Origin of the sequence: Nocardia sp. NPDC052316 (assembly GCF_044547795.1) — a bacterium.
Classification (GTDB): Bacteria; Actinomycetota; Actinomycetes; order Mycobacteriales; family Mycobacteriaceae; genus Nocardia.
Genome location: NZ_JBIUBB010000001.1, coordinates 409304 through 434925, shown reverse-complemented (window position 1 = coordinate 434925; position 25622 = coordinate 409304). Strand labels below are relative to the sequence as shown.

Annotated in this window: 23 protein-coding genes; 10 read left to right on the top strand and 13 right to left on the bottom strand. The window is 69.5% G+C overall.

What is annotated here, in order from left to right; genetic code table 11:
• Positions 1 to 112 precede the first annotated feature (112 nt).
• Positions 113 to 1090 carry an alpha/beta hydrolase gene (locus ACIHA7_RS01940; RefSeq protein ID WP_397284586.1) on the top strand — a complete coding sequence of 326 codons (978 nt, stop codon included), beginning with the start codon at positions 113 to 115 and terminating at the stop codon, positions 1088 to 1090.
• 45 nt (positions 1091 to 1135) lie between these two features.
• Positions 1136 to 1474, top strand: a complete 339-nt coding sequence (locus tag ACIHA7_RS01935; protein WP_397284584.1) for a TfoX/Sxy family protein — start codon at positions 1136 to 1138, stop codon at positions 1472 to 1474.
• 20 nt (positions 1475 to 1494) lie between these two features.
• Here ACIHA7_RS01935 and ACIHA7_RS01930 read toward each other — a convergent pair whose 3' ends face one another.
• Positions 1495 to 3198, bottom strand: coding sequence for a metallophosphoesterase (locus ACIHA7_RS01930; RefSeq protein WP_397284582.1), 1704 nt, complete (start codon positions 3196 to 3198; stop codon positions 1495 to 1497).
• Positions 3199 to 3450: 252 nt separating this feature from the next.
• Between ACIHA7_RS01930 and ACIHA7_RS01925 the strand changes: the two genes are divergently transcribed.
• The 3 genes from ACIHA7_RS01925 (at position 3451) to ACIHA7_RS01915 (ending at position 5958) form a co-directional block, all read left to right on the top strand.
• Positions 3451 to 4356 carry a hypothetical protein gene (locus ACIHA7_RS01925; protein ID WP_397284580.1) on the top strand — a complete coding sequence of 302 codons (906 nt, stop codon included), beginning with the start codon at positions 3451 to 3453 and terminating at the stop codon, positions 4354 to 4356.
• Positions 4357 to 4539: 183 nt separating this feature from the next.
• Positions 4540 to 5394 carry an aminoglycoside 6-adenylyltransferase gene (locus ACIHA7_RS01920; protein WP_397284576.1) on the top strand — a complete coding sequence of 285 codons (855 nt, stop codon included), beginning with the start codon at positions 4540 to 4542 and terminating at the stop codon, positions 5392 to 5394.
• Positions 5395 to 5505: 111 nt separating this feature from the next.
• Positions 5506 to 5958, top strand: a complete 453-nt coding sequence (locus ACIHA7_RS01915) for a VOC family protein (RefSeq protein ID WP_397284574.1) — start codon at positions 5506 to 5508, stop codon at positions 5956 to 5958.
• 33 nt (positions 5959 to 5991) lie between these two features.
• On the opposite strand, the gene ACIHA7_RS01910 is transcribed toward ACIHA7_RS01915, so the two are convergent.
• Positions 5992 to 6798: a lysostaphin resistance A-like protein gene (locus tag ACIHA7_RS01910; RefSeq protein ID WP_397284572.1), complete on the bottom strand. Its 807-nt coding sequence runs from the start codon at positions 6796 to 6798 to the stop codon at positions 5992 to 5994.
• 115 nt (positions 6799 to 6913) lie between these two features.
• Between ACIHA7_RS01910 and ACIHA7_RS01905 the strand changes: the two genes are divergently transcribed.
• Entirely contained in the window at positions 6914 to 7345 is a 432-nt protein-coding gene (locus ACIHA7_RS01905) for a YdeI/OmpD-associated family protein (RefSeq protein WP_397284570.1), read from the top strand.
• Positions 7346 to 7350: 5 nt separating this feature from the next.
• Here the strand turns inward: ACIHA7_RS01905 and mtnC are convergent, their stop codons facing one another.
• The 10 genes from mtnC to ACIHA7_RS01855 form a co-directional block, all read right to left on the bottom strand.
• Positions 7351 to 8040, bottom strand: a complete 690-nt coding sequence (gene mtnC, locus ACIHA7_RS01900; protein ID WP_397284568.1) for an acireductone synthase — start codon at positions 8038 to 8040, stop codon at positions 7351 to 7353.
• Positions 8037 to 8612, bottom strand: coding sequence for a 1,2-dihydroxy-3-keto-5-methylthiopentene dioxygenase (locus ACIHA7_RS01895; protein WP_397284566.1), 576 nt, complete (start codon positions 8610 to 8612; stop codon positions 8037 to 8039). Before ACIHA7_RS01895 ends, mtnC begins: the two co-directional genes overlap by 4 nt.
• Entirely contained in the window at positions 8609 to 10339 is a 1731-nt protein-coding gene (gene mtnA, locus ACIHA7_RS01890) for an S-methyl-5-thioribose-1-phosphate isomerase (protein ID WP_397284563.1), read from the bottom strand. Before mtnA ends, ACIHA7_RS01895 begins: the two co-directional genes overlap by 4 nt.
• Positions 10340 to 10445: 106 nt before the next feature.
• A complete protein-coding gene (locus tag ACIHA7_RS01885; RefSeq protein ID WP_397284561.1) occupies positions 10446 to 10793 on the bottom strand; it encodes a DUF1330 domain-containing protein in 348 nt (115 codons plus the stop codon).
• Positions 10794 to 10992: 199 nt separating this feature from the next.
• Positions 10993 to 11187, bottom strand: coding sequence for a hypothetical protein (locus tag ACIHA7_RS01880; RefSeq protein WP_194836171.1), 195 nt, complete (start codon positions 11185 to 11187; stop codon positions 10993 to 10995).
• Positions 11188 to 11321: 134 nt separating this feature from the next.
• A complete protein-coding gene (locus ACIHA7_RS01875) occupies positions 11322 to 12080 on the bottom strand; it encodes a class I SAM-dependent methyltransferase (RefSeq protein WP_397284558.1) in 759 nt (252 codons plus the stop codon).
• 78 nt (positions 12081 to 12158) lie between these two features.
• Positions 12159 to 13895 carry an NTP transferase domain-containing protein gene (locus ACIHA7_RS01870; RefSeq protein ID WP_397284556.1) on the bottom strand — a complete coding sequence of 579 codons (1737 nt, stop codon included), beginning with the start codon at positions 13893 to 13895 and terminating at the stop codon, positions 12159 to 12161.
• A 77-nt stretch (positions 13896 to 13972) separates the two neighbouring features.
• Entirely contained in the window at positions 13973 to 14722 is a 750-nt protein-coding gene (locus ACIHA7_RS01865) for a VOC family protein (protein ID WP_397284554.1), read from the bottom strand.
• 40 nt (positions 14723 to 14762) lie between these two features.
• On the bottom strand, positions 14763 to 15059 hold the full coding sequence (locus tag ACIHA7_RS01860) for an MGMT family protein (protein ID WP_397284552.1): 297 nt from the start codon (positions 15057 to 15059) through the stop codon (positions 14763 to 14765).
• 5 nt (positions 15060 to 15064) lie between these two features.
• The gene (locus ACIHA7_RS01855) at positions 15065 to 15841 is read right to left on the bottom strand and encodes an alpha/beta fold hydrolase (RefSeq protein ID WP_397284550.1); all 777 of its coding nucleotides are present in this window, start codon (positions 15839 to 15841) and stop codon (positions 15065 to 15067) included.
• 71 nt (positions 15842 to 15912) lie between these two features.
• Here ACIHA7_RS01855 and ACIHA7_RS01850 point away from each other — a divergent pair, with 71 nt between their 5' ends.
• The 3 genes from ACIHA7_RS01850 (at position 15913) to ACIHA7_RS01840 (ending at position 24018) form a co-directional block, all read left to right on the top strand.
• Positions 15913 to 19812: an ATP-dependent helicase gene (locus ACIHA7_RS01850; protein ID WP_397284548.1), complete on the top strand. Its 3900-nt coding sequence runs from the start codon at positions 15913 to 15915 to the stop codon at positions 19810 to 19812.
• Between the two features lie 76 nt (positions 19813 to 19888).
• Entirely contained in the window at positions 19889 to 20095 is a 207-nt protein-coding gene (locus ACIHA7_RS01845; RefSeq protein WP_397284546.1) for a hypothetical protein, read from the top strand.
• Positions 20092 to 24018, top strand: coding sequence for a UvrD-helicase domain-containing protein (locus ACIHA7_RS01840; RefSeq protein ID WP_397284544.1), 3927 nt, complete (start codon positions 20092 to 20094; stop codon positions 24016 to 24018). Before ACIHA7_RS01845 ends, ACIHA7_RS01840 begins: the two co-directional genes overlap by 4 nt.
• Here the strand turns inward: ACIHA7_RS01840 and ACIHA7_RS01835 are convergent.
• A complete protein-coding gene (locus ACIHA7_RS01835) occupies positions 23975 to 24388 on the bottom strand; it encodes a hypothetical protein (protein ID WP_397284542.1) in 414 nt (137 codons plus the stop codon). The genes ACIHA7_RS01840 and ACIHA7_RS01835 overlap by 44 nt on opposite strands.
• Positions 24389 to 24526: 138 nt before the next feature.
• On the opposite strand from ACIHA7_RS01835, the gene ACIHA7_RS01830 reads away from it, so the two are divergent.
• Positions 24527 to 25582, top strand: a complete 1056-nt coding sequence (locus ACIHA7_RS01830) for a TrkA family potassium uptake protein (protein ID WP_206055333.1) — start codon at positions 24527 to 24529, stop codon at positions 25580 to 25582.
• Positions 25583 to 25622: the final 40 nt, after the last annotated feature.

Sequence of the window (25622 nt, the reverse complement as noted above, 5' to 3'; positions counted from 1 at the left end):
TGGATGCCGGTGATCGCGGAAGGCGTCGCCACCGAACTGGGCGTTCATTCGTTGCCCGAACACGCCCGGTGAATGCCGGATGTCCCGGCGGCCCTGGGAGATACTCGACGGCATGCGCCGGCTGATGCGATGCCTGGTCCCTCTTCTCGCGGTCGTCGCCGCGATCGTCCCGGCCGGTCCGGCCGCCGCCGATCCCGACTCCCGCATCCTCGAGGTACGCCCGCTCGGCGGGCGGCAAATCGAGGTCGTCGTGCACTCGGCGGCGATGAACAAGCCCATCACGCTCTGGATGTCGCACCCCGGCGCCGGCGCGCCCGCGCTGTATCTGCTCAACGCGGTCGACGGCGGCGAGGACGGCGGACCGTGGATGCGGCGCACCGACGTCGCGGAGTTCTTCGCGGACAAGAACGTCAACGTGATCGTGCCGATGGGCGGGCGCGCCAGCTACTACACCGACTGGCTGCGCGACGACCCGGTGCTCGGCCGCAACCAGTGGGCCACCTTCCTGACCCGCGAACTGCCGCCGTTGCTGGAGGACAGGTTCGGCATGACGGGCCGCAATGCTATTGCGGGACTGTCCATGTCGGCGACCTCGGCGTTGAACCTGGCCACCGGCGCACCCGGTCTCTACCAGGCGGTCGGCGCGTACAGCGGGTGCCCGCGCACCAGCGACTCGGTGGCGCAGGCGTACGTCTCCTCGCAGCTCGCGGTGTTCGGCGCGAACGCAGCGAACATGTGGGGTGGGCCGGAGAGCCCGGCTTGGGCCGAGCACGATCCGATGCTGAACGCTGAGCGCTTGCGCGGTGTGGCGCTGTATGTTTCGTCGGGCACCGGCGCACCGGGGGAGCACGACACCATCGGCGACCGCGGCGTCGACGGCAACCCGCTCCGGTTGCTCGACCGGATGCTCGTCGGGGGTGTGATGGAGACCGTCATCGGCGGCTGCACCCGTCCGTTCGTGGATCGGCTGCACCAACTCGACATACCGGTCACCGCCAACCTGCGCCCCGCGGGCACCCACGCCTGGACCTACTGGGAAGACGACGTGCACCTGTCCTGGCCGTTGTTCGCCGCGGCGATCGGCGCCTGAGGGTTTCGCCGCGAATCTGTCGGTGCCAGGGTCGACAATTCCGCTATGGCATATGACGAGGAGTTGGCCGATCGCATCCGGCTGCTGATCAAGCCGGGGCCGGAGCTGTCCGAGCGCAAGATGTTCGGCGGTTTGGCCTTCCTGATCGGCGGCAATATGGCGGTGGCGGCCAGCGGGCAAGGCGGCTTGCTGGTCCGGGTCGACCGAGCCGAGAGCGACAGGCTGCTCGCGAACGAGTTCGTGGAGCCCATGGTGATGGGCGGCCGGGAAATGGTCGGCTGGCTGCGCGTCACCCCAGAGGCCGCCGACGACGACACCGTGCTGCGCGAGTGGGTCGACCGCGGGGTCGGCTACGCGCGGTCGCTACCGCCGAAAAAGAAGTAGGACGGCCCCGCCTGCGCGGGTCAGCCGCGCACCTGCCTGCGGTAGGTGACCCGGTCGAATTCGTGGCCGTACTCGTCGACGGCGACAACATCCATCTCGCTGGCGAAGATGCCGGGACGGACGTCGACGCGCAGGAACGAATAGTTGCGGAATCGCACCCGCGACCACGGCGCCGCCTCGGCCTGCTTGTCGCCGCCGGGCGCCCACACATAGCTGTTCGGCACGGACGTGTCCGGTAACTCGTTGCCGCGGTAAGACTCTCGCGAGCCCGGTTGGAAGTCGTAGCGCGGCCTGCCACCGCCGCCGACCGTGTAATACACGGTGCCATCGGTCTCCGGGTACACCACCGAATTGTCGCCCGCGACCTTCGTCGCGACATTGCCGCGGATCGGGTCGGTGCGCTCGAAAACGTGATTGTGCCCCTGCAACACCAGATCCACCTGGTAGCGGTCGAACAGCGCGACCCAGGCGTCACGCACGCCGCCGTCGCTGGCGTGCGCGTCGGTCGTCGAATAGGCGCAGTGGTGGAAGAAGCACACCAGGAAATCGATATCGGGGTTCGCCCGGTAGGCGGCGAGGGTGCGCTCCACCCAACTCGTCTGCGCCCCCTCGGAATACCCGGTGTTGGCGCGAATCTCGTAGGAGACGTCGTTGGCGTCGAGCGAGAGCACCGCGACATTGCCGTAGGTGAACGAGTACGCCGAAGGGCAGCCGGCCGGCCCGTTACCGGGAAAGTCCAGGCGCGCCGCGTGACCGCCGTAGCCGTGCGCGCCGTAAATCGCCTCCATATCGTGGTTGCCGGTGGCGAACATCCACGGCGTCTGGGCGGCGCTCACCTCGATGGCGCCGAAATAGACATCCCAGACGTACGGATTGAACTTGTCGAAGCCGTGCGCCGATTTCGCGCCGTGCGATACGAATTGGTTCGGTTTGCCCGCGCCGGACGGGTCGGCGTAAGCGATGTCGCCCGCCAAAATATGGAAATCCGGTTTGGCTCTGGCGATTTGGCGCAGCACGTTGGTGGCGTGCGGGACATTCGGATCGTTGTCTGCCTGGTAGTACTTGTCGTCGTAATCACCAGGCGCGACACCCGATGGCAACGCCGGCGTTTCGTCGGTCCCCTGATCGCCCATCATGGTGAACCGAAACGGCACGATCGCCGCCCGCGCGGTCGACATCGCTGTCGCGGCGGCCCGGATATCACTCGCGAACCCGTCCGCAGTGCGCCAGCGATAGTAGTGCGGCACCCGCCCCGGCAACCCGTCCACCGGCGCGTGCACATAGAACTGCTCAGCCGCCAGCACGCCCCCATCGCTGGTCGGCACCTGCGTCAGCAGATTGCGCACCTCCGCCTCCACCGTCGCGCCCAGCGCCGGCGTCGGCCCATGCTCGAGAAACACCTTGGTACCCGCAGGTCGCCTGGACAACTGTCCCGCGAACCGCAGCTGACTGGTCGCCTCAGCCCCGAACCCCACATGCCGCCCCCCGACCGCCAACGGCGCATCCTGCGCATAAGCCCGCCGCCCGAACGGCGACGTCCCCACCGCCGCCACCGCAGCCGCGGCCGCCGCCCCCCGCAACACATTCCGCCGCGAAACCCGATGCCGCCGCAGATACTCCCGATGCCACTCATGCTGCTCAGCCATGGTCATCTCAGCAGACAGCCCACCCGGTATCCCGGTCTCCGGAACATCACCAACAGGATTCAGCGGATTCGACCCCATACCCACCGATGCTGTCCTCCCCGCAAGCCCCCAGCAACTCGACACCGCAAGCCAAGCACGAACACTGGATGAACTCTCCCGACCCAGGTCCCCCCATCCCGGCAATCACGACAAACCACCCCGAATCCCCTAACGGAAGTCAGAATTCAGCTGCCTCTTAGAAGGCGACCTCGCCTCGACTGCTCACTCGAATCTAGCTGTCACGAAATGTTAATCGAACATATTTTCGAATCTCGAGGTACTTTCGGCGGCATGGTCGGTTCCCAGCACGAGGCGATGCACCGGATCTTTCAGCACGACCCAACAATGTTCGCGCGCGCATTCCGCGCGTTGGACGTTCCAATAGACGATCCAACCGAAGTGGTCTTGCTACCAACGGATCTCACCGAAGTCAGACCACTGGAGCGCCGTGTAGACACCCTATTACGGTTCACCACGGCTACGGGTCAGTTTCTGCTTCTGGTCGAAGCGCAGGGCGAGGACGACCCTGCCAAACCTTCGGCATGGGCGTACTACTTGGCGCATGCTCACGCGAAGTACCGCCTCCCCGCCCTGCTGCTTGTCGTGTGTCACGATCACGCCACCGCACTGTGGGCGGCGCGCCCCGTAGCGTTCGGCCTGCCGTTCTGGTCGAGCCTCACTATGCGTCCCCTGGTCCTCGGCCCGGAAAACGTGCCCGTGGTGACCGACCCCGACAAGGCCGTCGGCGACATCGCGCTCACCGCACTCTCCGCGATGACACATGCCAAAGACCCTCGCATCGGTGAGATACTGAAGGCGCTCGCCTCCGCACTGCGGGGGATCGACGAGGAGGACGCCCACGTCATCGCCGAACTCACCGAACTCGGCCTGGGCAAGAGCCCGGCCGCCCAGACTTGGAGGCACCTGATGTCGATCGACCCATCGTTCTTCCGTTCGGAGACGTCGCAGCGCCTGCGGGAAGAGGGCCGGACCGAGGGACTAGTCGAGGGACAGGCCAAGGGGGAGGTAAAGGGAGTCGCGGGCAGCATTCTCGAGATCCTGGCTGAGCGATCGATCGAGGTTCCACCCGATGCGCGGGCTCGCATCACCTCGTGTGAAGATCGCGAGGTACTCCGTCTGTGGCTCCGACGCTCGGCGACAGTGACCAGCATCGCCGATCTTTTCGGGGCCGAGTGACACTGATCGGTCCTTCGCCCCGAGGAGAACATGTGCGTTGGGCGGTCCTGCGTGCCGAAGTCATGAATCGGTCAGGGGCTGGAGCTGCCTACGGAGCGGCGCGAAGCCAATTCGAACTCGATGCCGCAGAGTGCGCCAGTGGTTCGTTGCCACCCCGAGGTCCGTCGGGCAGGATCGGCGATCATGGATCGCTCGCTGATGGGGATTGCTGAGGACGAACCGATAGTGGGGCGGGTGGTGGAGTGGGCTCGGGGGCGCGACGATATTCGGGTGGTGTTGCGGACGGGGTCGCGGGCGCGGGGGGATGGGGCGGTGGATGCGCTGTCGGACCACGACATCGAGCTGTACACCACGGATGTCGAGGAGTACTCGGGGGAGGACGGGTGGGTGCGGGAGTTGGGGGAGGTGTGGGTGAATGTCGAGTTGGCGGGGCCTTATGACAATCCGGCGCATCTGGTGTTCTTCGAAGGCGGGGTGAAGGTCGACTTTCAGGTGGTGCCGGTGGAGCGGTTGGGGGAGATGGTCGAGGGCGGTCTCGACGAGCTGCATGAGCGGGGATATCAGGTGCTGTTCGATCGGGATGGGGCGGCGGCGGGGCTGCCTGCGGCGACCGGGTCGGCGCCGGTGGGCGAGTTGCCCGATCAGGAGGAGTTCGGGGCGCTGTGTGCGGAGTTCTGGTTCGAGATCGCCCATCTGCCGAGGTATTCGGCGCGGGGTGAGCTGTGGGTGGTGAAGTCTCGGGACTGGGAGACCAAGGAACTGTTGTTGACGATGATCGAATGGCATGCGATTTCGCGGCACGGCAGTGGGCACGATGTGTGGCATGCGGGCACCAAGATGCGGCAGTGGGCGGCACCGGGGGTGTGGGAGCGCGTGGAGCGAATCTTCGCGATCGGTGATCCATTGCGGCAGGCGCAGGCGACGGCGGACCTGTTCGGTGAGCTCGCCAGGGAGGTCGCGACGGCGGATGGACTCGACTACTCGGAGAAGGCGGAGAAGGCGATCCGGCCGTATCTCGACCAGCTGCCGCCTCGCTGACAAGCACGGTCGAAAAATCTCGAGAAATTTCGGCGAGATAGGTCGAGACAGCGAAAACGGCTCCGACCAGAGGGTGACAGCAAGTCACACACCACCGGCAAGGAGCCCATCATGTCCGTGAACACTTTCCTCTGGTTCGACAGCGCCGCCGAGGAAGCCGCCACCCAATACACCACGCTGGTACCGAACTCCCGGATCGTCGACGTCGCCCGCAACTCGGACGGGACGGCGTTCATCGTCGCGATCGAACTCGACGGCCACCCGGTCACCCTGATGAACGGCGGCCCGGGCCACCCGCTCACCGACGCGGCCTCGCTGCAACTGATCGTCGAAACCCAGGACGAGATCGACCGACTGTGGAACGCCCTGACCGAGGGCGGCGAGCCGGGCCCGTGCGGCTGGCTCACCGACCGCTACGGCCTGTCCTGGCAGGTCACCCCCGCCGTGCTGCCACACCTGATGAGCGGCGACGACCCCGCCAAGACCATCGCCGTCGGCACCGCCCTGCGCGGCATGTCCAAGCTCGACATCAAAACCCTCCAGGACGCGTACGACAACGCCTGAACCGATCGCCCGCCTCCACCGCGAGGCGGGCGCTCAAATCCTGCCGCTGACCGCCGGCCGTTCCGAGATCACCACCTGCCGTCGCCACACCGCCGCGAGCAGGCAGGCAAGCAGACCCGTACCGAGCAGGACGAACAGCCCGGTGTCACCCGCCAGGTACTCCCCGAACACCACGGGATGCTGCGTCGCCACGATCGCGGGCAGCACCGCGAAGGCCCAATTGTGCGCGAAGTGCGCGAGCACCGGCGGCCACACGCTGTCCGAGGCGAGTCGCAGATAACCGAAGAAGAAGGAGAACGCGAGCACACTCCCGAGGAACAGTGAAAGGGTAAGCAGCCGATTGCCTTCGCTGTGATAGTAGGGGGTGAAGAGGATGTACGGCAGATGCCAAGCCGCCCAAACCACGCCGACGAGCACCATGGCCCGTCGCTCGCCCAACCACAGCACTCGTGGGAGAAGGTAACCGCGCCAACCGATTTCCTCGGCGAACGCGAGAATGGGCCCGGTAATCGCCAGCACGAGCATATTCATCCACATGTCCGAGGCGGGCGAGGTGAACGACGCGTAGCCGAGTAGCACCACGAGACCCGTGGCCACCACCGACACCGCGACACTTCCGCCGACGGCCAGCGGCCACTGCCGAATCCCGCTGCGGGACAACCCGACCCGATCCCACCCTGTGCGGCCATCCCGAGTGCACGCCAGCAGCAGCACGGTGACCACCACCGGTGACAACGCCAGAAGCAACCCACCGGCCACCTCGGCTGTCGCCACCGCGACTCCCAGCACCAGCACAGTGAACACGGCCGCGGCCGACCGATCCGAAACCTGACGCCGCACGCTACCTCCACCGATGACCGACCGACGCTCACCGTAGGCCGGACCGGCGCACCCCTGCTATCGGGGAACACCCTGAATCCCGAGGTCCTCGCGGCTCAGGGGCTATCGTCGGTCCATGCGATTCGAAGCGAGAATCGAGTCCGCCGTCGGCGGCGGCGCGTACGTCGCTGTGCCAACGGAGGTCGTCGCGGCGCTCGGTGGCGGCGGCCGCATCCCGGTCGAGGCGGCCTTCGACGGCGTCGACTACCGCGGCTCCATCGTCGACATGGGTTCCGGACCTTGCCTCGGCATGCTGAAGGCGATCCGTACCGAGCTGAATAAGGCGCCAGGTGACACGGTGCTGGTGACGGTAACCCGCGACGACGCCGAACGCACCGTCGACGTCCCGGACGACCTGTCCGACGCACTGCGCGCCGCGGGGCGCCGCGATGCCTTCGACAAGCTGTCCTACTCGCGCCGCCGCGCACACGTCACGGCGGTCACCGACGCCAAGCGCGCGGATACCCGCGCCCGTCGGATCACGAAGATCGTCGAGTCGCTGGGCTGATCCGCTTACTCGGCGCCCGGATCGATGTCAGCGAACGTATCCACCCAACGATGCGGTGGCCGAGGCGGATTGGGCTCGCCGGGCCTGGCGAGGCCGACGACGTGCCAGCCGGCCGCGACGGCCGCGTCGAGTTCGTCCGGATGGTCGGACAGGAACAGGATCCGATCACCGGAGACGCCGATCGCCCCCGCGATCTTCTCGTAGGATGACGGCTCGCGCTTGCCGCCCGCCGTCGACAGGTCGAAGTAGCCGCGGACCAGCGAGGCCAATTCGCCGCCGCGCGCGAAAGTGAACCAATCCTGTTGATTGCGAACCGATCCCGACGAATACACGTACACCGCGAGACCGTCCGCATGCCAGGCGCGCAGCGCAGGCGGTACATCGGCGAAGAACTCCCCGTGCAGCGCGCCGTTGCGGAACCCCTCCGCGCAGATCAGCCCCTGGGCGGCTTTGAGCGACTCGGCTTTGACGTCGGCGTCGAGCCAGCCGCGCAGTATCGCCGCGACCGCATCGGTGTCGGCCGACGGCTGCCCCGCCTGCTCCTTGGCCGCAGCGAGAATGGGAGCCGCTGCGCCCGTGCGGTTCTCGGCCAACCACGCTGGAAGACGCTCGCGGGTGTAGCCGTACAGGTCTTCGCGGACCGAGCTGGTCGGGCTGGTGGTGCCCTCGATGTCGACGACGACGGTGGTGATCATGAGGTGGCGAGCAGCTCATCGAGGGTCGGGAACCCCGCGCTGATCCGGTCGCCGGTGAAGTCGCCCACCCAGCCGTCTTCTTCCTCGAAGAAGCGGATGGCGATGAAGTCGGGCCTGCTGCCCATGTCGAACCAGTGCAGGGTGCCCGCGGGCACCGAAAGCAGATCACCGCCTTCGCAGACCACGGCCAGCACCTCCTGCCCGAGATGCAGATAGAAGCAGCCGCGGCCTGCGGCGAAGTAGCGGACCTCGTCCTCGGCGTGCCGATGTTCGTCGAGGAACTTCGCCCGCGCACCCGCGGCGGTCTGCGGCCATTCGGGGTCGGCGTCGTCCGGATGGATGCGGGCGATGTCGATGTGCTGGTAGCGCCCGGACTCGTTGAGCTCGGCGACCTGGTCGGCGTAGTGCGCGAGCAGCTCGTCGGAGGCGATCGACGCCGCGTTGTCCACCACCGGCCACCGGCCGAAAGTTATGCCGTGCTTTGCCAATTCGGTGCCGATCACCGCGTCGTCGGTGGTCCGCACCCGTACGTCGGCCGCGTTGTCGGCGGCCATCACCTGGAGCAAGGTCATGTCAGTCCAATCTCGAGAGTCTCCTCGCGCGACCCGAACGCCTGCCTGCGACCGGTGCGGGCGACCAGCTCGCACAGCGCCTCCAGGCATTCGGCACGATCACGCGCCTGGGAAAGATTGTCCCCCCACGCGGTGATCCCGTGACCGGTGATGAACAGGACCGGGGGAGCGGCGGGGTGGGCGGTGAGATAGCGCTCGATGTCGGCGCCGATGCGCGGCACGTCGGGCCAGTTGGGGAACACGGGGATATCGATGACCGCGGGGTCGCTGCCGCCGAGGCCCTTGATGAGCTCGTAGTCGGTGATCCGCAGGAAGGTCACCTCGTCGGAGCCGCCTGCTCGCGTGGCCAGCGCGGTGGCACAGGGCGGATGGATGTGCACGACGGCCTGCGCTGCGGTGGCGCGATAGGCGGCGGTGTGAATCGTGGTCTCCGCCGAGGGTTTCCGGCTCCCGGCCACCGGTGCCGAGTCCGCGACCCGGACGGTCACCATATCGTGTTCGGTGAGTTCACCTTTGGACAACCCGCTGCCGGTGATCACGGCGGTGGCGCCGGTCCGCACCGAGATATTGCCCGCGGTGCCCGGCATCCAACCCCGCTGATACAGACCGCGCGCGATATCTGCGATCGCCTTGCTGGGCAAGGGACTACCGGTGGTCGCTGTACCCACCGCGTCCGGCAGCCGGTGATCGCCCGGGGCGACAGATCGGGTCGACTTCAACACTGTCGTCGCGTCCGAGCGATGCACCACACCGAGTTCCGTGACCACCGCCGTCACCAACTCGCCCGGCGTCACATCGAACGCCGGGTTGAACACCGCGGTCCCTTCGGGAGCCGTTGCCACACCACCGAATCCGATCACCTCGGCGGCCGCCCGCTCCTCCACGACGATGTCGCGCCCGGTCGCCATGTTCGGGTCCCTGGTCGATTCCGGCGCGACCACGATGAACGGAATACCGTGATGGCGCGCCGCGAGCGCGAGCGAATACGTGCCGATCTTGTTCGCGACGTCACCGTTCACGGTGACCCGGTCGGCGCCGACAATCACGCAGTCGACCTGCCCGGTCGCCATGGCCCAGGCCGCCGCGGCATCGATGGTCAGCCGATGCGGGATACCCGCCTCGGCGAGCTCCCAGGTGGTGAGCCGTGCGCCCTGCAGCAACGGCCTGGTCTCATCGACCAGAACAGTCTCGATCGCGCCGCGCTCGAACAGCACCCGCAGTGTGCCGATCGCGGTACCGAACGCACTGGTCGCGAGCCGACCGGTGTTGCAGTGGGTGAGCACCCGCAACGGCCGGTCCGGGCACAGTTCCCGCACCAGGTCGGCGGCGTGCGTCGCGGCGGCCCGGTTGACCCGGCCGTCCTCGGCGAGCATGTCCAGCGTTTCGGCGAGCACGGCATCGGCGCCCTGCCCGATCTTGGCGCGCACGCGCCGCACCGCCCACGCGAGGTTCACCGCGGTCGGCCGCGCGGCCGCGATGCGATCGGCGTCGGCGTGCACCCTGGCCTCGTCCACCACGCCGTCGACGGTGTGCGCGGCGGTCGCGATGACCACGCCGAACGCCCCCGCGATCCCGATGGCGGGCGCGCCACGGATGGCGAGCACCCGGATGGCGTCGATGACCGCGTCGACCGTGTCGAGCCGCAGCTCACGGACCTCGTGCGGCAGTCCGCGCTGGTCGATGGTGACCAGCGCACCGTCGTCCCAGCTCAGGGAACTGTCGTCCATCAGGCGCATCCTTCGTCGCGTGGAACCGTGTTGTGCCTGGTCAACGGTATCGGACGAGAATGGCTCCGAGAAAGTCGGCCGGAACCGGACGAGCCAGTGCGCCGGGTTACCCGGCTGCGGCCTCCGCCCGCAACTTCGTGGCCCGCGCACGCGGGTCGTAGTCGGGTTCGACGCCCTCGATCAGCAGCAGATCGCCGTCGATGTGGTCGGTGCGCAGGTGCATGATCCGCTGGTACGCGGGGGAGTGGTACCAGGCTCGTGCGGTATCCAGATCAGGGAACTTGAGCAGCACCATGCTGCCCGGCCAGTCGCCCTCCACGACCTCCGCAGGCGGTCCGTGGATGACGAAGCGGCCGTGGAACGGATCGAGCGTGTCTTGAATGCGCTCCAGGTACTCGAGAATGTCGGGGTGTGGCCTGCGGGCGCGCAGGTGGGCGAAGCCATAGGCGGACATGGGCGGCTCCCGTCGTCGGTGGCGTCGGCGGATCACGACGTCGACCCGAACGTAGGCCGCGTGCTGGTGCCGGACAATTACCTCGGAGGTAAGCGCCGATCTGCTTACTCCGCAACGAGTTCCGCTTACCGCTCGGCCCCGCAACGACCACAACCGCGGCCGCCGGTTCGGTGAACCGGCGGCTCGCGGTGCGGATCAGTTAGTTCTGGCCCATCCTGCGCTGGTCGGCATCGCGCCGATCATCGTCGGACTGGCGCTGGTTCGGCATACGCTGGCCGTCTGCGCCTGGGCGGTTCATGCCCTGGTTCTGGTTTTGATCCTGGCGCTGTTGCTGCTGCTGCCGGTCCATCTGCCTAGGCATTTTCTTAGGCGTTTTCTTCGACTTTTCAGCCATCTCCACTCGGTCCTTTCCGGGGATTGATATTCGCCTAACGTCACTCACGATAGCGAGCGTCGAGCAATTCCGGAAGGGAAAGTGAAAAAAGCCTGTCGCACCGGCGATCCTAGGTGTTTCCGCAGGTAGGAGCGTTATGGCTTGCGTGCTTCGATTAGAAATCTGGTCGAATGGGCGATGAATGGTCCATTTGCTTCGATCTCGTCGTGCAGGGCCCGGAGGCGGTCGCGGTATCGGTCCACCGTGAAGTCGGGGACCATCCATGGCACCTTCCGCAGGAAGTACACGACCGCGCCGATATCGCCGAACTCGACGCGCAACCGTTCATATCGGAGGTCGATGATATCGAGTCCGGCGGCCGCCGCGGCGGCCCGATCGTCATTCGGATTGCGGCGCTTACGAATTTCCTCGGGCTGTGCGCCGAGGAAATATTCGACGAGTTCGAAAACGCTTGCATCACCGACATGTTGCGCCAAATAGCTGCCGGACGGACGGAGCACCCTGGCGATCTCGGCCCACCAGACGGTGACCGGGTGTCTGCTGACCACCAGATCGAAGGCATTGTCCGCGAACGGCAACGGCGGTTCATCCGGATCCGCGACCAGCGCAACGCCGAGTGGATGCAGAAGTCGGGTCGCCTTGTCGATATTCGGCGGCCACGACTCGGTGGCCACCATCAGGGGCGGAAAGTTCCCGGCACCGGCCAGCACTTCGCCGCCGCCGGTCTGAATGTCCAGTGCCGCAGCCACTTTCCTGAGCCGCTCACCAAGCATCCGCTGATACCCCCAGGACGGCCGCTGTTCGTTGGCCCGCCCGTCGAGCCAGCCGAAATCCCAGCCTGCCACGGAGACCGTGTCGGCTTCCGCTACCAGTTCCTCGAAGCTGCGTCCCATGCTCCGATTGTTGCCGAGCGGTTGCCGCAGGGGCAACAGGTTTACCAGGCGACCCGCGAGTCGGCGGGCGTACTCGGCCTATCGCGGAAGCGGCAGGAACTCGACTGTTGCGCCGTCGACGGCGTCGGCGGGCACGATCACCAGGCCGTCGCGGTCCACCAGGCCGCCGAGATGTGCAGTGCGGATGTGCGGGTCGCCGACCCAGCCACCCGCCTCGGCGAAACGAGCGGGCACGATGCGCGCGACCGGTCCCGCTATCTCCGACGCGTTGTGCAGCGGGCCGAGCAGGGCGCGTCGCGGTGCGCCGCCGGTGCGGCCCGCGACGACGGCGGGCGCCAAGGCCAGCAGGGTAGCCACGGCGGCGAACGGGTTCCCTGGCAGGCCGAGAACCGTAGTGCCCGTGGTGAGTTCGGCGACGATCGTGGAACCGCCCGGCCGCAGCCGCAGTCGCCGCACGAGTACCCGAGCTCGCGCGCGGTCCACCGCCGCGCGTAGCTGGTCGGCCGCCCCACCGCCCGTCGCGCCGACGATCACCAGCAGATCGCACTCGGGCGCCGCGGCGAGCACCTGGTCGAAGCCGTTGGGCGTATCGCGCAGATGTACTCGGTCGGCGGTGCGAATACCGCACAGCGACAACAGCTCCGGCAGGATGGGTCCGATTGAGTCGCGGGTCTGGCCCGCGTGCAACGGACCCTCGCTGCGGATCTCATCGCCGGTCATCACGATCCTGGCCCGGACCGGCCCGCGCACCGGCGCCGCGGTCACCTCCACGCTCGCCGCCGCGGAGATCAGCGCGGCGGTGACCGGAGTCCCCTGCGGCGCAACGAGATCGCCGGGTCGGCGGTCCTCGCCGCGGCGACGCACATCGTCGCGGATCGGGGTGTCCGGTAGTCGGTGCAGGCGCTCATCCGCGTCCACCCGGACGAATTCGTCGCGCACCACGCTGGTGGTGCCGTCGGGCACGTGCGCGCCGGTGGCGATGCGCACCGCCTCGCCGGACAACAGCCCGACCGGACGCTGACCGCCCGCGAACCCGATATCGCGGCGCAGCCGCCACGGTCCATCACCTGCCACCGCGTACCCGTCCATCGCGGAGACGTCGAAGCGGGGCAGCGGTCCGACGGCCGTCAATGGCGCCGCGAGCGCCGCGCCGCGCACCGAGGCCAGCTCGGCGGTGTAGTCGGTGAGCCGGGAAAGGTTGTCGCGCAGGGTATTCCGGGCGTCGTCGAGGGACAGCGGTGGTGCCGGGTCGGCGGCGGCGCGGGCCTGCCTGACCTCCTCGTCGGTATCGCAGTCGGTGACCCCAGGCAGCGCGATGATCGCCGAATCGGCCGGTATCAGCGCCTTCATCGGCTGATTGATCAGTGAGTCCAGTCCATCGAGGGCGGCGGCCAACGCGGTGCGCCGCCACACCCCGATCAGATACTGCGGCCGCCCCGAATCATCCGCCGCGAACACCGCCTCGGCCCCGGATTCACCGGCGTGCCTGATCAATTCGGTGACCGACCACTCGGACAGGAACGGCAGATCGGCCGCGAGCACCACCACGAGCGGAGCCGCCGAGCCGAGCGCGGTCAACCCGGCCCCGATCGCCGCCACCGGCCCCGACCCCGGTGGCACCTCGCGGGCCTGCTTGATCTGCGGCGGCAGCTCGGGCCGATGCGGTCCGACCACCACCGTGTGCGCACACGAGGCCACCGCGGCCAGCGCGGCATCGAGCATGGAGCGACCGCCGATGACGATCGCGGGCTTGTCGACACCGCCCATGCGGCTGGCTCGCCCGCCGGCGAGCACGATGGCGTCGGCGGCGGTCACCGAGCAGGGCCTAGGTACACCATGGCGGACATGCTAATTCGTCGCCGCCGCGAACCCGGGAGGCGGACACCGACGGTTTACACGGCGGAGCAGTCGCGCACCGGCCGTAGCAGGCAGAACTCGTTGGTCTCGGGGTCGGCCAAGGCGAGGCCGGCCGCGGTGTCGCGGTTCGCCCCGTCGTGCTCGATCGGCGTGGCACCGGCAGCCCGCAGCCTGGCCAGCTCGACGGCCTGGTCGTCGAACGAGGCCAGATCCAGGTGTAGCAGATTGCGGCCCGACTTGGCCTCCGGTGTGCGGACGAACTCCAGCCACGAGCCGAGGCCGGTCGCCGACCGCAGTCCGGCGAGCTGCGCGCCACCGTGCGCGACCGGCCAGCCGGAGGCGGCGGACCAGAACTCGGCCAGCCGCAGCGGATCTCGGGTGTCCATCACGATGGCCGCGACGGCGCCGGTGTCCACATACTCTTCGCGCGGCTCCAGAACGCAGAATTCGTTGCCCTCGGGATCGGCGAGCACCACCCACGGCACCGCGCCCTGCCCGATGTCGACGCGGCGCGCCCCCAGGGACAGCGCGCGATCCACCTGTAGGCGTTGATGATCGATCGAGCGGCTGGCCAGATCGAGGTGAATGCGGTTCTTGCCGTGCTTGGCTCGCGTGGCGGGCAGGAAGGCCAGGGCCAGGTCGGCGCCGTCGGGATCGTGCGCCGCGACGTCCACTTCGTCCGGGCGGTCGACGGTCACGCCCCAACCGAGCAGCTCGGCCCAGAAATCCGCGATGAACCGCGGCCGGTCTGCATCGAACACGACACACGCCAGGCGGGTGGACATGATTCAACGGTAACCGTCGCGCGGCTCGCGCCGGGTGGGATTACCCAAACGGAAAACGCGCCGCCCGCAAGTCCACTCGGCCCTCGCGCAGCGGTACCCCCTCGGCCGCAAGCAGACGCAGCTGGCGGTCGGCCAGGTGCGCGGCGGGCTTGCCACCCGCGCCGATCACGCGATGCCACGGCAGGTCTGCGGCATCGGTGCGCATGATCCAGCCGACCGTGCGCGGCGTGGACAGCCCGGCGGCCGCGGCGATGTCCCCGTAGGTCGCCACCCGGCCGGGCGGGATCGACGCGACCAGCGCGCGCACCCGCTCGACCTGATCGTCGGTGGTGGCCATCGCGTTCAGAGGATCGAGCGGAGGAGCGCGGCGACCTCGGCCGGAAGGGCCTGCGGAATCATGTGATCGCACTGCCACTCGTGCACGGTGAGCCGCGCGCCGAGGTGCTCGGTGAGCGCAGCGCGGAACTCGGGTGTGACAAACGGCGGCTGCACCTTCATCGCCTGCACCAGGACCGTGGGCAGGTCGGCGGGCGGCAGCACGAAGGGGCGGGCGAGCTGACCCCAGTAGGAGGTGATGGCGGGCAGGCTCATCCGCCAGCCGACGCGGCCGTTCGCGGTGGGGACAAGGTGTTCGGCGAGCTCGGCGTCCAGGCGCTCCGGCGCGACCTCGCCCCACGAGGAGGCCAGCTTGTCCTCGCGCGCCCCGGCCACGCTCGCGTAATCGGGGGAGGCCAGCAGCGACTCGGCGATGTCGTTGATCAGTGCCGGGTCGATCGCGATGGCCGGATCGAACAGCACGAGCTGCCGGACCAGGTCCGGACGACGATCGGCGAGATGAAGCGCACACGCGCCGCCGAACGAGTGCCCCACCACCGTCACCGGTTCGGCGGTCTCCGCGGTGAGCAACTCGACCAGATCCGCGACGACGGCCTCGAAGGTCCAGGGCGGCAGCGCGCTCGATCGTCCGTGTCCGCGCAGGTCAGGTGCGATGATCCGGACACCGGGCAGGTGGTTCGTGGCCAGGTCTTCCCAGCGTTTGCCGTGGCCGGTCACCCCGTGCAGGGCGAGGACGGCCGGCCCGGTCGCGGGGCCGAATCGATAGATATTGAGAGCAGACACCGGTCCATTTTGACCTGCGCCGCGGCTGGCCGCTCGGCGAGTTGCCCGAGGGGCGCGTCGGCGTGTCGGTCGTGTCTGTTGCAATAGCCCGCGTGGTGCGATCGGATAGCGCGGTGCGACTTGTTCGCCGGAACGTGGCGGCGCCCCGGCCGCGCGCCTGGGGTGCCGACGTTCGCGCGCTGTTCGAGGCCGCGGCCGCGGCCGGGCCGACGCGCCCGGGGTGGCGACCCTGGCAGGTGCTCGGCGGACCGGGCACGGGCAAAACAGCCCTGCTCGTCGACCTCGCCGCCGACCGCATCGCGGCGGGCGACGATCCCGAATCCGTGCTGGTCCTTGCCCATTCGAAGCAGGCAGCGAGCGCGGCCCGCGACGCCATCACCGCGCGCCTGGCCGGCCCCGACGCCGAGGGCGGCGTACCCGGCGCGACCAGGGAGCCACTGGCCCGCACCCTGCACTCCTACGCCTTCTCGGTGCTGCGCAGGCACGCGACCGCACACGGCAACCCGCCGCCGCGTTTGCTGACCGGTGCCGAGCAGGATGCGGTGCTGCGAGAAATGCTGCGCGGCGACCTGATCGACATCGCGGCGGGCGCGGCCGACCTGTGGCCGGAGCGGCTGCAACCCGCGTTGGCACTCGGCGGGTTCGCCGAACAGTTGCGCGATCTGATGTTGCGGGCTACCGAACGCGGGCTCGGGCCCGAGGATCTGGTGCGACTCGGTCGCGAGCACGGTAAACCGGAGTGGGTGGCGGCGGGCAGGTTCGCGGTGCGCTACGAGCAGACGATGCTGCTGCGCTGGTCGGTGGGTGTCGAAGCGCCGGAGGCGACCGCACCCGCACTGGACGCCGCCGAACTGATCGGCGCCGCACTGGACGCGCTGGCCGGCGACGCCGATCTGCTCGCCGCCGAACGCGCCCGGATCAGGTACCTGCTGGTCGACGATGCACAGCATCTCGACCCGCAGGCCGCGATGCTGGTCAGGGCGATCGGGCACAGCGCGCACACCACCGTCGTCGCGGGCGATCCCGACCAGGGCATCTTCGCCTTCCGCGGCGCGGACGCCCGGTTCGTCGCCGACCTGCCCGCGCCCGACGGGCAGCGAATCGTGCTGCGCGACAACCATCGTTCGGGCGGTCCGGTGGAGCTGGCGGTCGCCCGGGTGGCGGCGAAGTTGCCCGGCAGTGCGCCACAACGCTTTTCGTTGCCGAAGCGCGCGGACCAACCGGCCGACGACGGCACCGAGGTGCGGGTGCGGGTGCTCGCCACGCCCGCGAAGGAGGCCGCCCTCATCGCCGACCACCTACGACGGGCGCACCTGACCGGTGGGGTGCCGTGGTCGCGGATGGCGGTGATCGTCCGGTCGGTGCCGCTGTCGCTGCCGCCGCTGCGCCGGGCGCTACTGGCGGCGGGTGTGCCCGTGCAGCAGCCCGCGCTGGACACACCGTTGGCCAGGCGGCGTGGCGCGGCCTGGATGCTGCTGTCGCTGCGGGCATTGCTCGCGGGCGAGAAAGGCTCGGCGTTCGAGCCGGAGGACGCGCTGGACTTGCTCGCCGGCCCACTTGGCGGCGCAGATCAGATCACGCTGCGGCGGTTGCGGCGTGGTGTGCGACGCAGCGTGCTGGAATCCGAGCGGAACAAGGCGAAGTTCGGCCGGGGCGCGGACGAGGCTCCGGAAAGCGAGTACTCCGAGCGGAATCCGGGAGAGCCCGACCGGGCAATCGAGAGTTCGGAACGGGAAACAGGACTGCCCGAGCAGAGTCCGGGCAGCGTCGAGCGGGCCGCGGACGACGCGGATTGGTATGGGGTGGACGCCGAATGGAGCATCGAAGACTCCGAATGGCGTGGCAGCGAGGCCGAACTGGAAGGTGTGGACGCCGACCAGCAGGCTGATTCGCCTTACGTAGCCGTCGGTGACCCCGGCTCAGCCGTCGCGACCGACGCGACGACTACCGCCGCCGCCGACGCGATCGCCGCGCCTGACACAACCACCGTCGACAGCACAGCCGCGCAAGCGAGCAATTCCACAGACTCCGCTGACGGTCCCGCGACGAGCGGTGAGTCCGTCGTACTCCGGCACGGCATAGATCAATCGTCTGCGGAGGTGCTGCGGGATCTGCTGATCGGGTCCGGTGATCTGCGCATCCTGGAGCGGCTGACCGATGTTGAGGCGGCACCGCTGCGCCGGGTGCTCGACGCGCTCGAGCGTGCTCGGAAGGCGCGTCGTCGCGGTGCGGGGCTGGAGGATGTGCTGTGGGCACTGTGGACCGCCTCGCGGCTGGAGCGACGCTGGGTCGCGCAGTCCGAACGCGGTGGCGCGGTGGGTATGCAGGCCGACCGCGATCTCGATGCCGCCGTCGGATTGTTCGACGCGGCCGCGGCCTACGTGGATCGGCTGCCTCGCGCGAGTATCGAGGGCTTCGTGGAATACCTGCTGCAGCAGGAGATTCCGAACGGCTCGGCGCCGCGCACCGCGCCCAAGGAGGCGGTCGCCCTGCTCAGCGCGCACGCCGCCGCGGGCCGGGAGTGGGACGTCGTCGCGGTCGCCGCTGTGCAGGAAGGGATCTGGCCGAACCCGCGGGCGCGCGGGACGCTGTTGAACACCGAGGACCTGGTGGACCTGACCGCAGGCATCATCGACGGCGGCGAGCAGGTGAGCCGGGCGGCGCCGATTCTCGCCGAGGAACGCAGGCTGCTGCTCGTCGCGTGCAGCCGGGCCCGGCGTTCGTTGCTGGTCACCGCGGTGGAGTCGGTTTCGGGGGAGCGCGATCTCGTTCCGTCGCGGTTCCTGGCCGAGCTGCTCGGGCACGACGAGGACGGGGAGCCCGGCGCGCTGCCGATCGCCGACCCCGGCCGCGCCCTGGTCATGCACTCGCTGGTGGCCGAGTTACGTGGCGCCGTCTGCGACCCCGAGGCCGACCTGGACCGCAGGCAACGGGCCGCGCACCAGTTGGCGCGCCTGGCCAGTGCCGGTGTACCGGGCACCCACCCCGACGAGTGGTACGGCACCGCCGAGTTGAGTTCGGCGCGGTCCCTGTGGGAGGAGGACGAGAGCCCGATCGGTCTCTCGCCGTCCACCGTGGAGCTGCTGCGCACCTGCCCGCTGCGCTGGGCGCTGGAGCGGCACGGCGGCACCGACGGCGACAACCCGCACGCCGTCAAGGGCAACCTGGTGCACACCCTGGTGCAGGCGCTGGCCGGTCAGGTGCCCGAGGCGCAGGTGCGCGCCGCACTCGAAAAGGCTTGGCAGTCCGTGGATCCCGGATCCGGCTGGCATTCCCGGCAGGAGCTGCGGCGCACCGAGGCCATGCTGGAGACCTTCATGGCCTGGGTGCGCAACACCCGCGGCGAACTCACCCAGGCCGGGGTCGAGGTGCCGGTGGACTGCGTGCTGCCGCCGCGGACGGAAGACGAACGGCCCGTGCGGATTCGCGGCCGGGTCGACCGGTTGGAGCGCGACGCGCTGGGCCGCTTCGTGATCGTGGACGTGAAGACCGGGAAGTCGCCGGTCACCAAGCAGGCGGCGGTGGATCACGCGCAGCTGGCGACGTATCAGGTGGCGGCGGCGATGGGCGCGCTGGACGCGGAAGCGCGGGAAGAATCAGGCTCCGCCGATGGGCCGACCGATTCGGCTGCCGGCGAATCGGTCACCGCTGCAAGCGAACCGGACGCCGACGAGCAGGACTCGGACGAACACATCGCCGAGGCAAGCGATGCTCCCGGCGCACTCGGCGAGCCGGGCGGTGCTCGATTGGTCTACGTGGCCAAGCCGAGCAGCAAGGAGGGCGCCACCCAGCGCATGCAGCCGCCGCTCGATCCGGAGGCGCTGGACAAGTGGCGCAACACCATTCACGACGCCGCCGCGGCCACCGAAGGCCCGAGCTATCTCGCGATGCGCAACGACGGTTGCCGCCACTGCCCGGTCGCGGGCAGCTGCCCCGTCCAGGACACCGGTAGGCAGGTGACCGACGAGTGAGCGAGCGCCGGCGAGTCGATCGCCAACACAGCGTGCTGCCGGGCGTCACAGAACCGAGCCGCAGCGAGGTGACGTCGTGAACGACAAGCCCCGCCGCGTTCCGCTGCCGATCTGTGGCCCCGAATGTCTGTGCTGCTCGGTCGTACCGGAGCGGGCGATCGACCCCGCGGCGCACGCGGGTGTCGGGCCGCGTCGCCGCGCCACCGGCCCTCGTCGGGCACGACCCGGCGGTCCCGTGCCGCCCGGCGCCGCGGCGTGCGGCACCACCGAGGCGCAGCCGTGACCGGCGGCCGGGTAACCCCGCATCAGTTGGCCGACGCGCTCGGTCTGCCGCCGCCCACCGACGAACAGGCGGCGGTGATCGCCGCGCCGCCTGGCCCGACCTTGGTCGTCGCGGGAGCCGGGGCGGGCAAGACGGAGACGATGGCCGCCCGCGTGGTGTGGATGGTCGCCAACCGCCTGGTGCTGCCCGATGAGGTACTCGGCCTGACGTTCACCCGAAAAGCCGCGCAGCAGTTGACCGCTCGCATCCGGACCAGGCTGGCCCGGCTGGCCGGTGCGCCGTTGCTGCGCGAGCTCGACCCGTCCGGGCAGCTGCGGGCGCAGCTGTCCGGCGCGGAGCCGGAGATCAGCACCTACCACTCGTACGCGGGCAGGCTGCTCACCGAACACGGCCTGCTGCTGCCGGTGGAGCCCTCGGCGACGCTACTCACCCAGACCCAGCTCTGGCAGCTCGCGCATCAGGTGGTGCGCACCTGGGACGGCGATCTGGACACCGACCGCACCCCCGTCTCGGTCACCGAGGCGATCCTCGCCCTGGCCGGCCAGCTGGCCGAGCACCTGGTCGAGCCGGAACAATTGGCCGAGGCGCACACCGACCTGGAGAAGTTGGTACACACGCTCCCGCCCGGCCCGCGGCAGCGCGGTGGGCCGAGCCAAGCCCTGCTGAGCATCCTGCAGGTGCAGCGCGAACGCATCGCGCTGCTCCCACTGGTGCAGCAGCTGGCCGACGCGTTGCGCCGCCGCGGCGCCCTGGATTTCGGCGCGCAGATGTCGTTGGCCGCCCGCCTCGCCGCCGAACACCCGGAGGTCGCCACCGCCGAACGTGCCCGCTTCCGCCTCGTCCTGCTCGACGAGTACCAGGACACCGGCCACGCCCAACGAGTTCTGCTGGCCGCCTTGTTCGGTGGTGCGCCCGAGACCGATCCGTCCGCACGCCCTGAGCGGCCGACGAGTGCGCGGGAGCCGCGACACACCGGACGGCCGGCGAGCGAGGAGTCGCAAGCTGGCAAGCGACGCGGCGGCGCCGAGTCTTCGAATGCCGAAGCGCGGGAAGCTTCGTCACGCGACGGCCAACGGCTGGCGGTCACCGCGGTCGGCGACCCGATGCAGTCGATCTACGGCTGGCGCGGAGCCTCCGCCGCGAACCTGCCGCGCTTCGCCACCGACTTCCCCAGTGCCCCCGGTGTTCCCGCGCCGACGCTGCCGCTGCTGACCAGTTGGCGCAATCCGCCCGAGGCGCTGGCGCTGGCGAACCTGGTAGCCGACCCGTTGCGCCGCAAAGCCATCGAGGGCGGCGGCGTGACGGTCGACGCCCTGCGCGCGAAACCCGATGCGGGACAGGGCGTGGTGGCGCTGGCGTTGACCGAAACCGTTGCCGAGGAACGCGAGTGGCTGGCCGGGCGGATCGTCGAGGAGTGGGCGGCCCGTCGCGCCGCGGGGGAGCCGCCGCCCACCTCGGCCGTCCTGGTGCGCCGCAATGCGGACGCCTCGCCGCTCGCGGAGGCGCTACGCGCCGAGGGCTTGCCGGTGGAGATCGTCGGGCTCGGCGGTCTGCTCGCCACTCCCGAGGTCGCCGATATCGTCGCCACGCTGCGGCTGATCGCCGAACCCGGCTCGGGTAGCGCGGCGATGCGGGTGCTCACCGGCGCCCGCTGGCGCATCGGTGTCGCCGATATCGCGGCGCTGGCCCGCCGCGCGCGCACGCTCTCGATCAGTCGCTTCACCAGCGGTGACGCCCCGGACATCACCGACGGCAGCACGCTGGCCGAGGCGTTGCGCGAGGTGGCGCCCGAACCCGCCGAGCAGGCCGGCCTGGCCGACGCGATCGCCGATCCCGGTCCGCGCGAACAGTATTCGGAGTCGGGTTTCGCCCGGATCGAGGCCTTGAGCCGGGAACTCGCCGCACTGCGCGAACGCAGCGGCCAATTGCTGACCGAGCTGGTCGCCGACGTGGAGCGGACCATCGGCGTCGGCGTGGAGACCCAAGCCCGCCGGGCCATGTCGGGTACCGGCGCGGGGCGCGAGCATCTGGACGCCTTCGCCGAGGTGGTCGCCGGATACGCGGCCGATTCCGGTGCGTCGCTGAGTGGATTGCTGTCCTTCCTCGCCGCCGCCGAGTCGGTCGAGAACGGCCTGGAGCCGGGCGAAGTCGAGGTCGCCAAGGACCGGGTGCAGGTGCTGACCGTGCACGCGGCGAAGGGGCTCGAGTGGGAGATCGTCGCGGTGCCGCACGTGGTGCGCGGCGTCTTCCCGTCGGGGACCGCGTCGGGCACCTGGCTCGGTGCGCTCGCCGAACTCCCGACGAAGCTGCGCGGCGACCGGCAACAGGACGACGCCGCCGAAGGTGTGCCAGTCCTCGACCTGGCCGACCTGTACGACCGCGCCGACCTGGAACGCGCGATCAAGTCGCACAAAGAAGCACTGGAGCGCCGCCGCATCGACGAAGAGCGCCGCCTCTTCTACGTCGCCCTCACCAGAACCGAACGCGTGCTTCTCGTTTCGTCGCATCACTGGGCCGAGACCGGCACCACGCCGAAGGGCCCCTCCGACTTCCTGCTCGAGCTGAAACACGCCGGCGAATCCGCCGACAGTCCCGCCAACGGCGTCGTCGACGTCGCCCGCTGGGACGACCCACCGGCGCACGACGCGGTGAACCCGTTCACCGACAACCCGGCCACCGCCGAATGGCCGCGCGATCCCCTCGGCGACCGCCGCGACCCCATCGAGCAGGGGGCCGCGCTCGTGCGCGCCGCCCTGGCCGAACTCCGTGCCAAACCGCCCGCGCCGCGGGCAACGGCACGCGAGAAGAACAGCGCAGCCGAACCACCGGCCGCTGTCCGGGCATCGGGAGCCGCGTCCGAACCCGGCGAACCGGAAGCCGCTCTCGAACCGGATAGCGTCTCGGCGGGTCTCTTCGACAGCACCTCGGCTGCAGCAGGTTTCAGCGACCCGTACCCGTTCGAGCCGCCGGACGACATCGACGCCTTGCCACCGGACCCCATGGACGCCATGCCGCCGGACCTCGACACCGTGCCGCCGGACCCCATGGGCGCCCACCCCGAGCACTTCATCGATATCCCACCCGACCCCATGGACGCGTCTCTCTCCGACGAGGACATCGCCTTCGCCACCGCACAATTCGCCGCAGACCAGCCACTCGACCCGATCACCCCCGCCCACGACCCCGACGACCCCGACGGTTGGGCCGCCGACGTCGACGCCCTACTCGCCGAGTTCGAGTCCGAGCAGGCCGCCGCCGAAGAGGTCGAACTCCCCGGCCAGATCGCCGCGACCGCGCTGGTGGAGATGCGCGCCGACCCGGCGAAACTCGCCGCGCGCCTGCGCCGTCCGCTGCCGTTCCCGCCGAGCCCGCTGGCCCGCCGCGGCACCGCGTTCCACGCCTGGGTGCAGCGCTGGTTCGGTTCGACCCGGCTGCTCGGCCTGGACGAACTCCCCGGCGCGGCCGACGGCAGCACCGCCGCGGACGCGGGCGTCGACGACGAGCTGACCGCGATGCAGGACGCGTTCCTGAACTCCTCGTGGGCCAACCGCAGCCCGATCGATGTGGAGGTCCCGTTCGAAACGTCGCTCGCGGGCACCGTGATTCGCGGCCGGATGGACGCGGTGTTCGCCGAGCCGGGCGGCGGCTGGATCGTGGTCGACTGGAAGACCGGCGCCGAGCCGACCCCCGCCGAGGAGCCCGCGGTCGCCATGCAGCTGGCCGTCTACCGGCTGGCCTGGGCCAGGCTGATGGCGTCCAGGGAGGGCAGGCCCGAGCAGGAGATGCTCGAACGCATCAGTGCCGCTTTCCATTACGTGCGCACCGGCCGGACCATCGCGCCGGCGGCGCTGGCCGGGCCGGACGAACTGGCCGAGCTGATCAGGAACTCCGCGCCGACCGGCTCACCTTCAACGCCTGGATGACCAGCGGAACCTGCAACGGCAGCCGCAGCACCGTGCCGACCTTCATCAGCTGGGAGGCCTTCTTGTTGCCGAGCGTGTCGACGGCCATCTGCACGTTCGCGGGGAGCACCGCGAGGAACAGCAGCGCGGCCAGCCGCCCGCCGAGGCTTCGGGTCCGCGGGACGGCCAGCGCCGCGGCGACGCCGATCTCGGCGACGCCGGAGGCATAGGTGTAGTTGCGCGCCTCGCCGGGCAGCGCGCGGGGCACGATCCCGTCGAAGAACTTGGGCGCGACGAAATGCAGGACCCCCATGGGGAACAGCAGGGCGGCGATGGCCAGTGCGGGGCGGCGCCCGGCGGCGCGGGCGGGTACGTGAGCGTTTTCTGCCATGAGGCACCTTCGCATTACCCGGCATTCGCGTCGAGAGCGGGTGGTATCCCCGGAAACAGGTAGGCTCCCGTGCTGTGCCGGAGGGACAAGCAGAGCCGGGAACAGCCGACTCGTTGAATACCAGGGCGGGTGAGTCCGCTGTTCGGTGATCGAGCGCGCACGCTCGGGCTGTCGAATCGCCCGCATTTCGCGTTGGTTGGCGTGCTGCGCATCCCGGAAGTGCAGACCAGTCCGTGGATTTCGCTGACCCGCCGGGTGTTGTTCGCGATCGGGCTGCTGTTCGCCGCGGCCATGGTGGTGTTCATCGGCCGGGACGGTTACCGCGACAATTCGGGCGATCCGCTGTCGTTTCTCGACGCGTTCTATTACGCCACGGTGTCGCTGTCGACCACCGGCTACGGCGATATCGCGCCGATCACGCCGCAGGCGCGACTGGCCAACATCATCATCATCACGCCGCTGCGTGTGCTGTTCCTCATTGTTCTCGTCGGTACCACCCTCGGCGTGCTGACGGAACGGTCCCGGCAGGCTTTCAAGATTCAGCGATGGAGGCACAGCGTGCGCAATCACACCGTGGTCGTCGGATACGGCACGAAGGGACGGACCGCGATCGACGCGATGCTCGGCGACAATGTGCAGCCCGCCGACATCGTGGTGGTCGACACCGATGTGATCGCGCTGGAGGCCGCCGCGAACGCGGGCCTGGTGACGGTGCACGGCTCGGCCACCCAGTCCGACGTGCAGCGGTTGGCCGGCGTGCAGAACGCGTCCTCGGTGGTGGTTGCGACCAACCGCGACGACACCGCGGTGCTGGTCACCCTCACCGCCCGGGAGCTCACCAAGAGCGCCAAGATCGTGGTCGCGATCCGCGAGGCGGAGAACACCCACCTGGTCCGCCAGTCCGGCGCCGACTCGGTGGTGGTCTCCTCGGAGACGGCGGGCAGGCTGCTCGGCGTCGCGACGACGACGCCCTCGGTGGTCGAGATGATGGAAGACCTGCTCACTCCGGAAGAGGGGTTCGCGATCGCCGAACGCGATGTCGATCCCTCGGAGATCGGCGGCTCCCCGCGGCATCTGAGCGACATCGTGCTCGGCGTGGTGCGCGCCGGCGTGCTGGTCCGGGTCGGCGAGCCGGAAGTGGACTCGCTCGAGGGCAGCGACAAGCTGCTCTACATCCGCCGCACGGCCAAGTAAGGCCGCGGCACGGGAACCGGGCGTTCGGCGCGATAGTCTC

What these genes read in the sequence shown, in the direction of transcription:
- mtnC (WP_397284568.1), bottom strand. Translation starts at nt 8,040, where the DNA reads ATGATCACCACCGTCGTCGTCGACATCGAGGGCACCACCAGCCCGACC.
- ACIHA7_RS01895 (WP_397284566.1), bottom strand. Translation starts at nt 8,612, where the DNA reads ATGACCTTGCTCCAGGTGATGGCCGCCGACAACGCGGCCGACGTACGG.
- ACIHA7_RS01905 (WP_397284570.1), top strand. Translation starts at nt 6,914, where the DNA reads ATGCGATTCGAAGCGAGAATCGAGTCCGCCGTCGGCGGCGGCGCGTAC.
- ACIHA7_RS01880 (WP_194836171.1), bottom strand. Translation starts at nt 11,187, where the DNA reads ATGGCTGAAAAGTCGAAGAAAACGCCTAAGAAAATGCCTAGGCAGATG.
- ACIHA7_RS01940 (WP_397284586.1), top strand. Translation starts at nt 113, where the DNA reads ATGCGCCGGCTGATGCGATGCCTGGTCCCTCTTCTCGCGGTCGTCGCC.
- ACIHA7_RS01860 (WP_397284552.1), bottom strand. Translation starts at nt 15,059, where the DNA reads ATGGCCACCACCGACGATCAGGTCGAGCGGGTGCGCGCGCTGGTCGCG.
- ACIHA7_RS01835 (WP_397284542.1), bottom strand. Translation starts at nt 24,388, where the DNA reads ATGGCAGAAAACGCTCACGTACCCGCCCGCGCCGCCGGGCGCCGCCCC.
- ACIHA7_RS01885 (WP_397284561.1), bottom strand. Translation starts at nt 10,793, where the DNA reads ATGTCCGCCTATGGCTTCGCCCACCTGCGCGCCCGCAGGCCACACCCC.
- ACIHA7_RS01930 (WP_397284582.1), bottom strand. Translation starts at nt 3,198, where the DNA reads ATGGGGTCGAATCCGCTGAATCCTGTTGGTGATGTTCCGGAGACCGGG.
- mtnA (WP_397284563.1), bottom strand. Translation starts at nt 10,339, where the DNA reads ATGGACGACAGTTCCCTGAGCTGGGACGACGGTGCGCTGGTCACCATC.
- ACIHA7_RS01935 (WP_397284584.1), top strand. Translation starts at nt 1,136, where the DNA reads ATGGCATATGACGAGGAGTTGGCCGATCGCATCCGGCTGCTGATCAAG.
- ACIHA7_RS01920 (WP_397284576.1), top strand. Translation starts at nt 4,540, where the DNA reads ATGGATCGCTCGCTGATGGGGATTGCTGAGGACGAACCGATAGTGGGG.
- ACIHA7_RS01925 (WP_397284580.1), top strand. Translation starts at nt 3,451, where the DNA reads ATGGTCGGTTCCCAGCACGAGGCGATGCACCGGATCTTTCAGCACGAC.
- ACIHA7_RS01915 (WP_397284574.1), top strand. Translation starts at nt 5,506, where the DNA reads ATGTCCGTGAACACTTTCCTCTGGTTCGACAGCGCCGCCGAGGAAGCC.
- ACIHA7_RS01875 (WP_397284558.1), bottom strand. Translation starts at nt 12,080, where the DNA reads ATGGGACGCAGCTTCGAGGAACTGGTAGCGGAAGCCGACACGGTCTCC.
- ACIHA7_RS01865 (WP_397284554.1), bottom strand. Translation starts at nt 14,722, where the DNA reads ATGTCCACCCGCCTGGCGTGTGTCGTGTTCGATGCAGACCGGCCGCGG.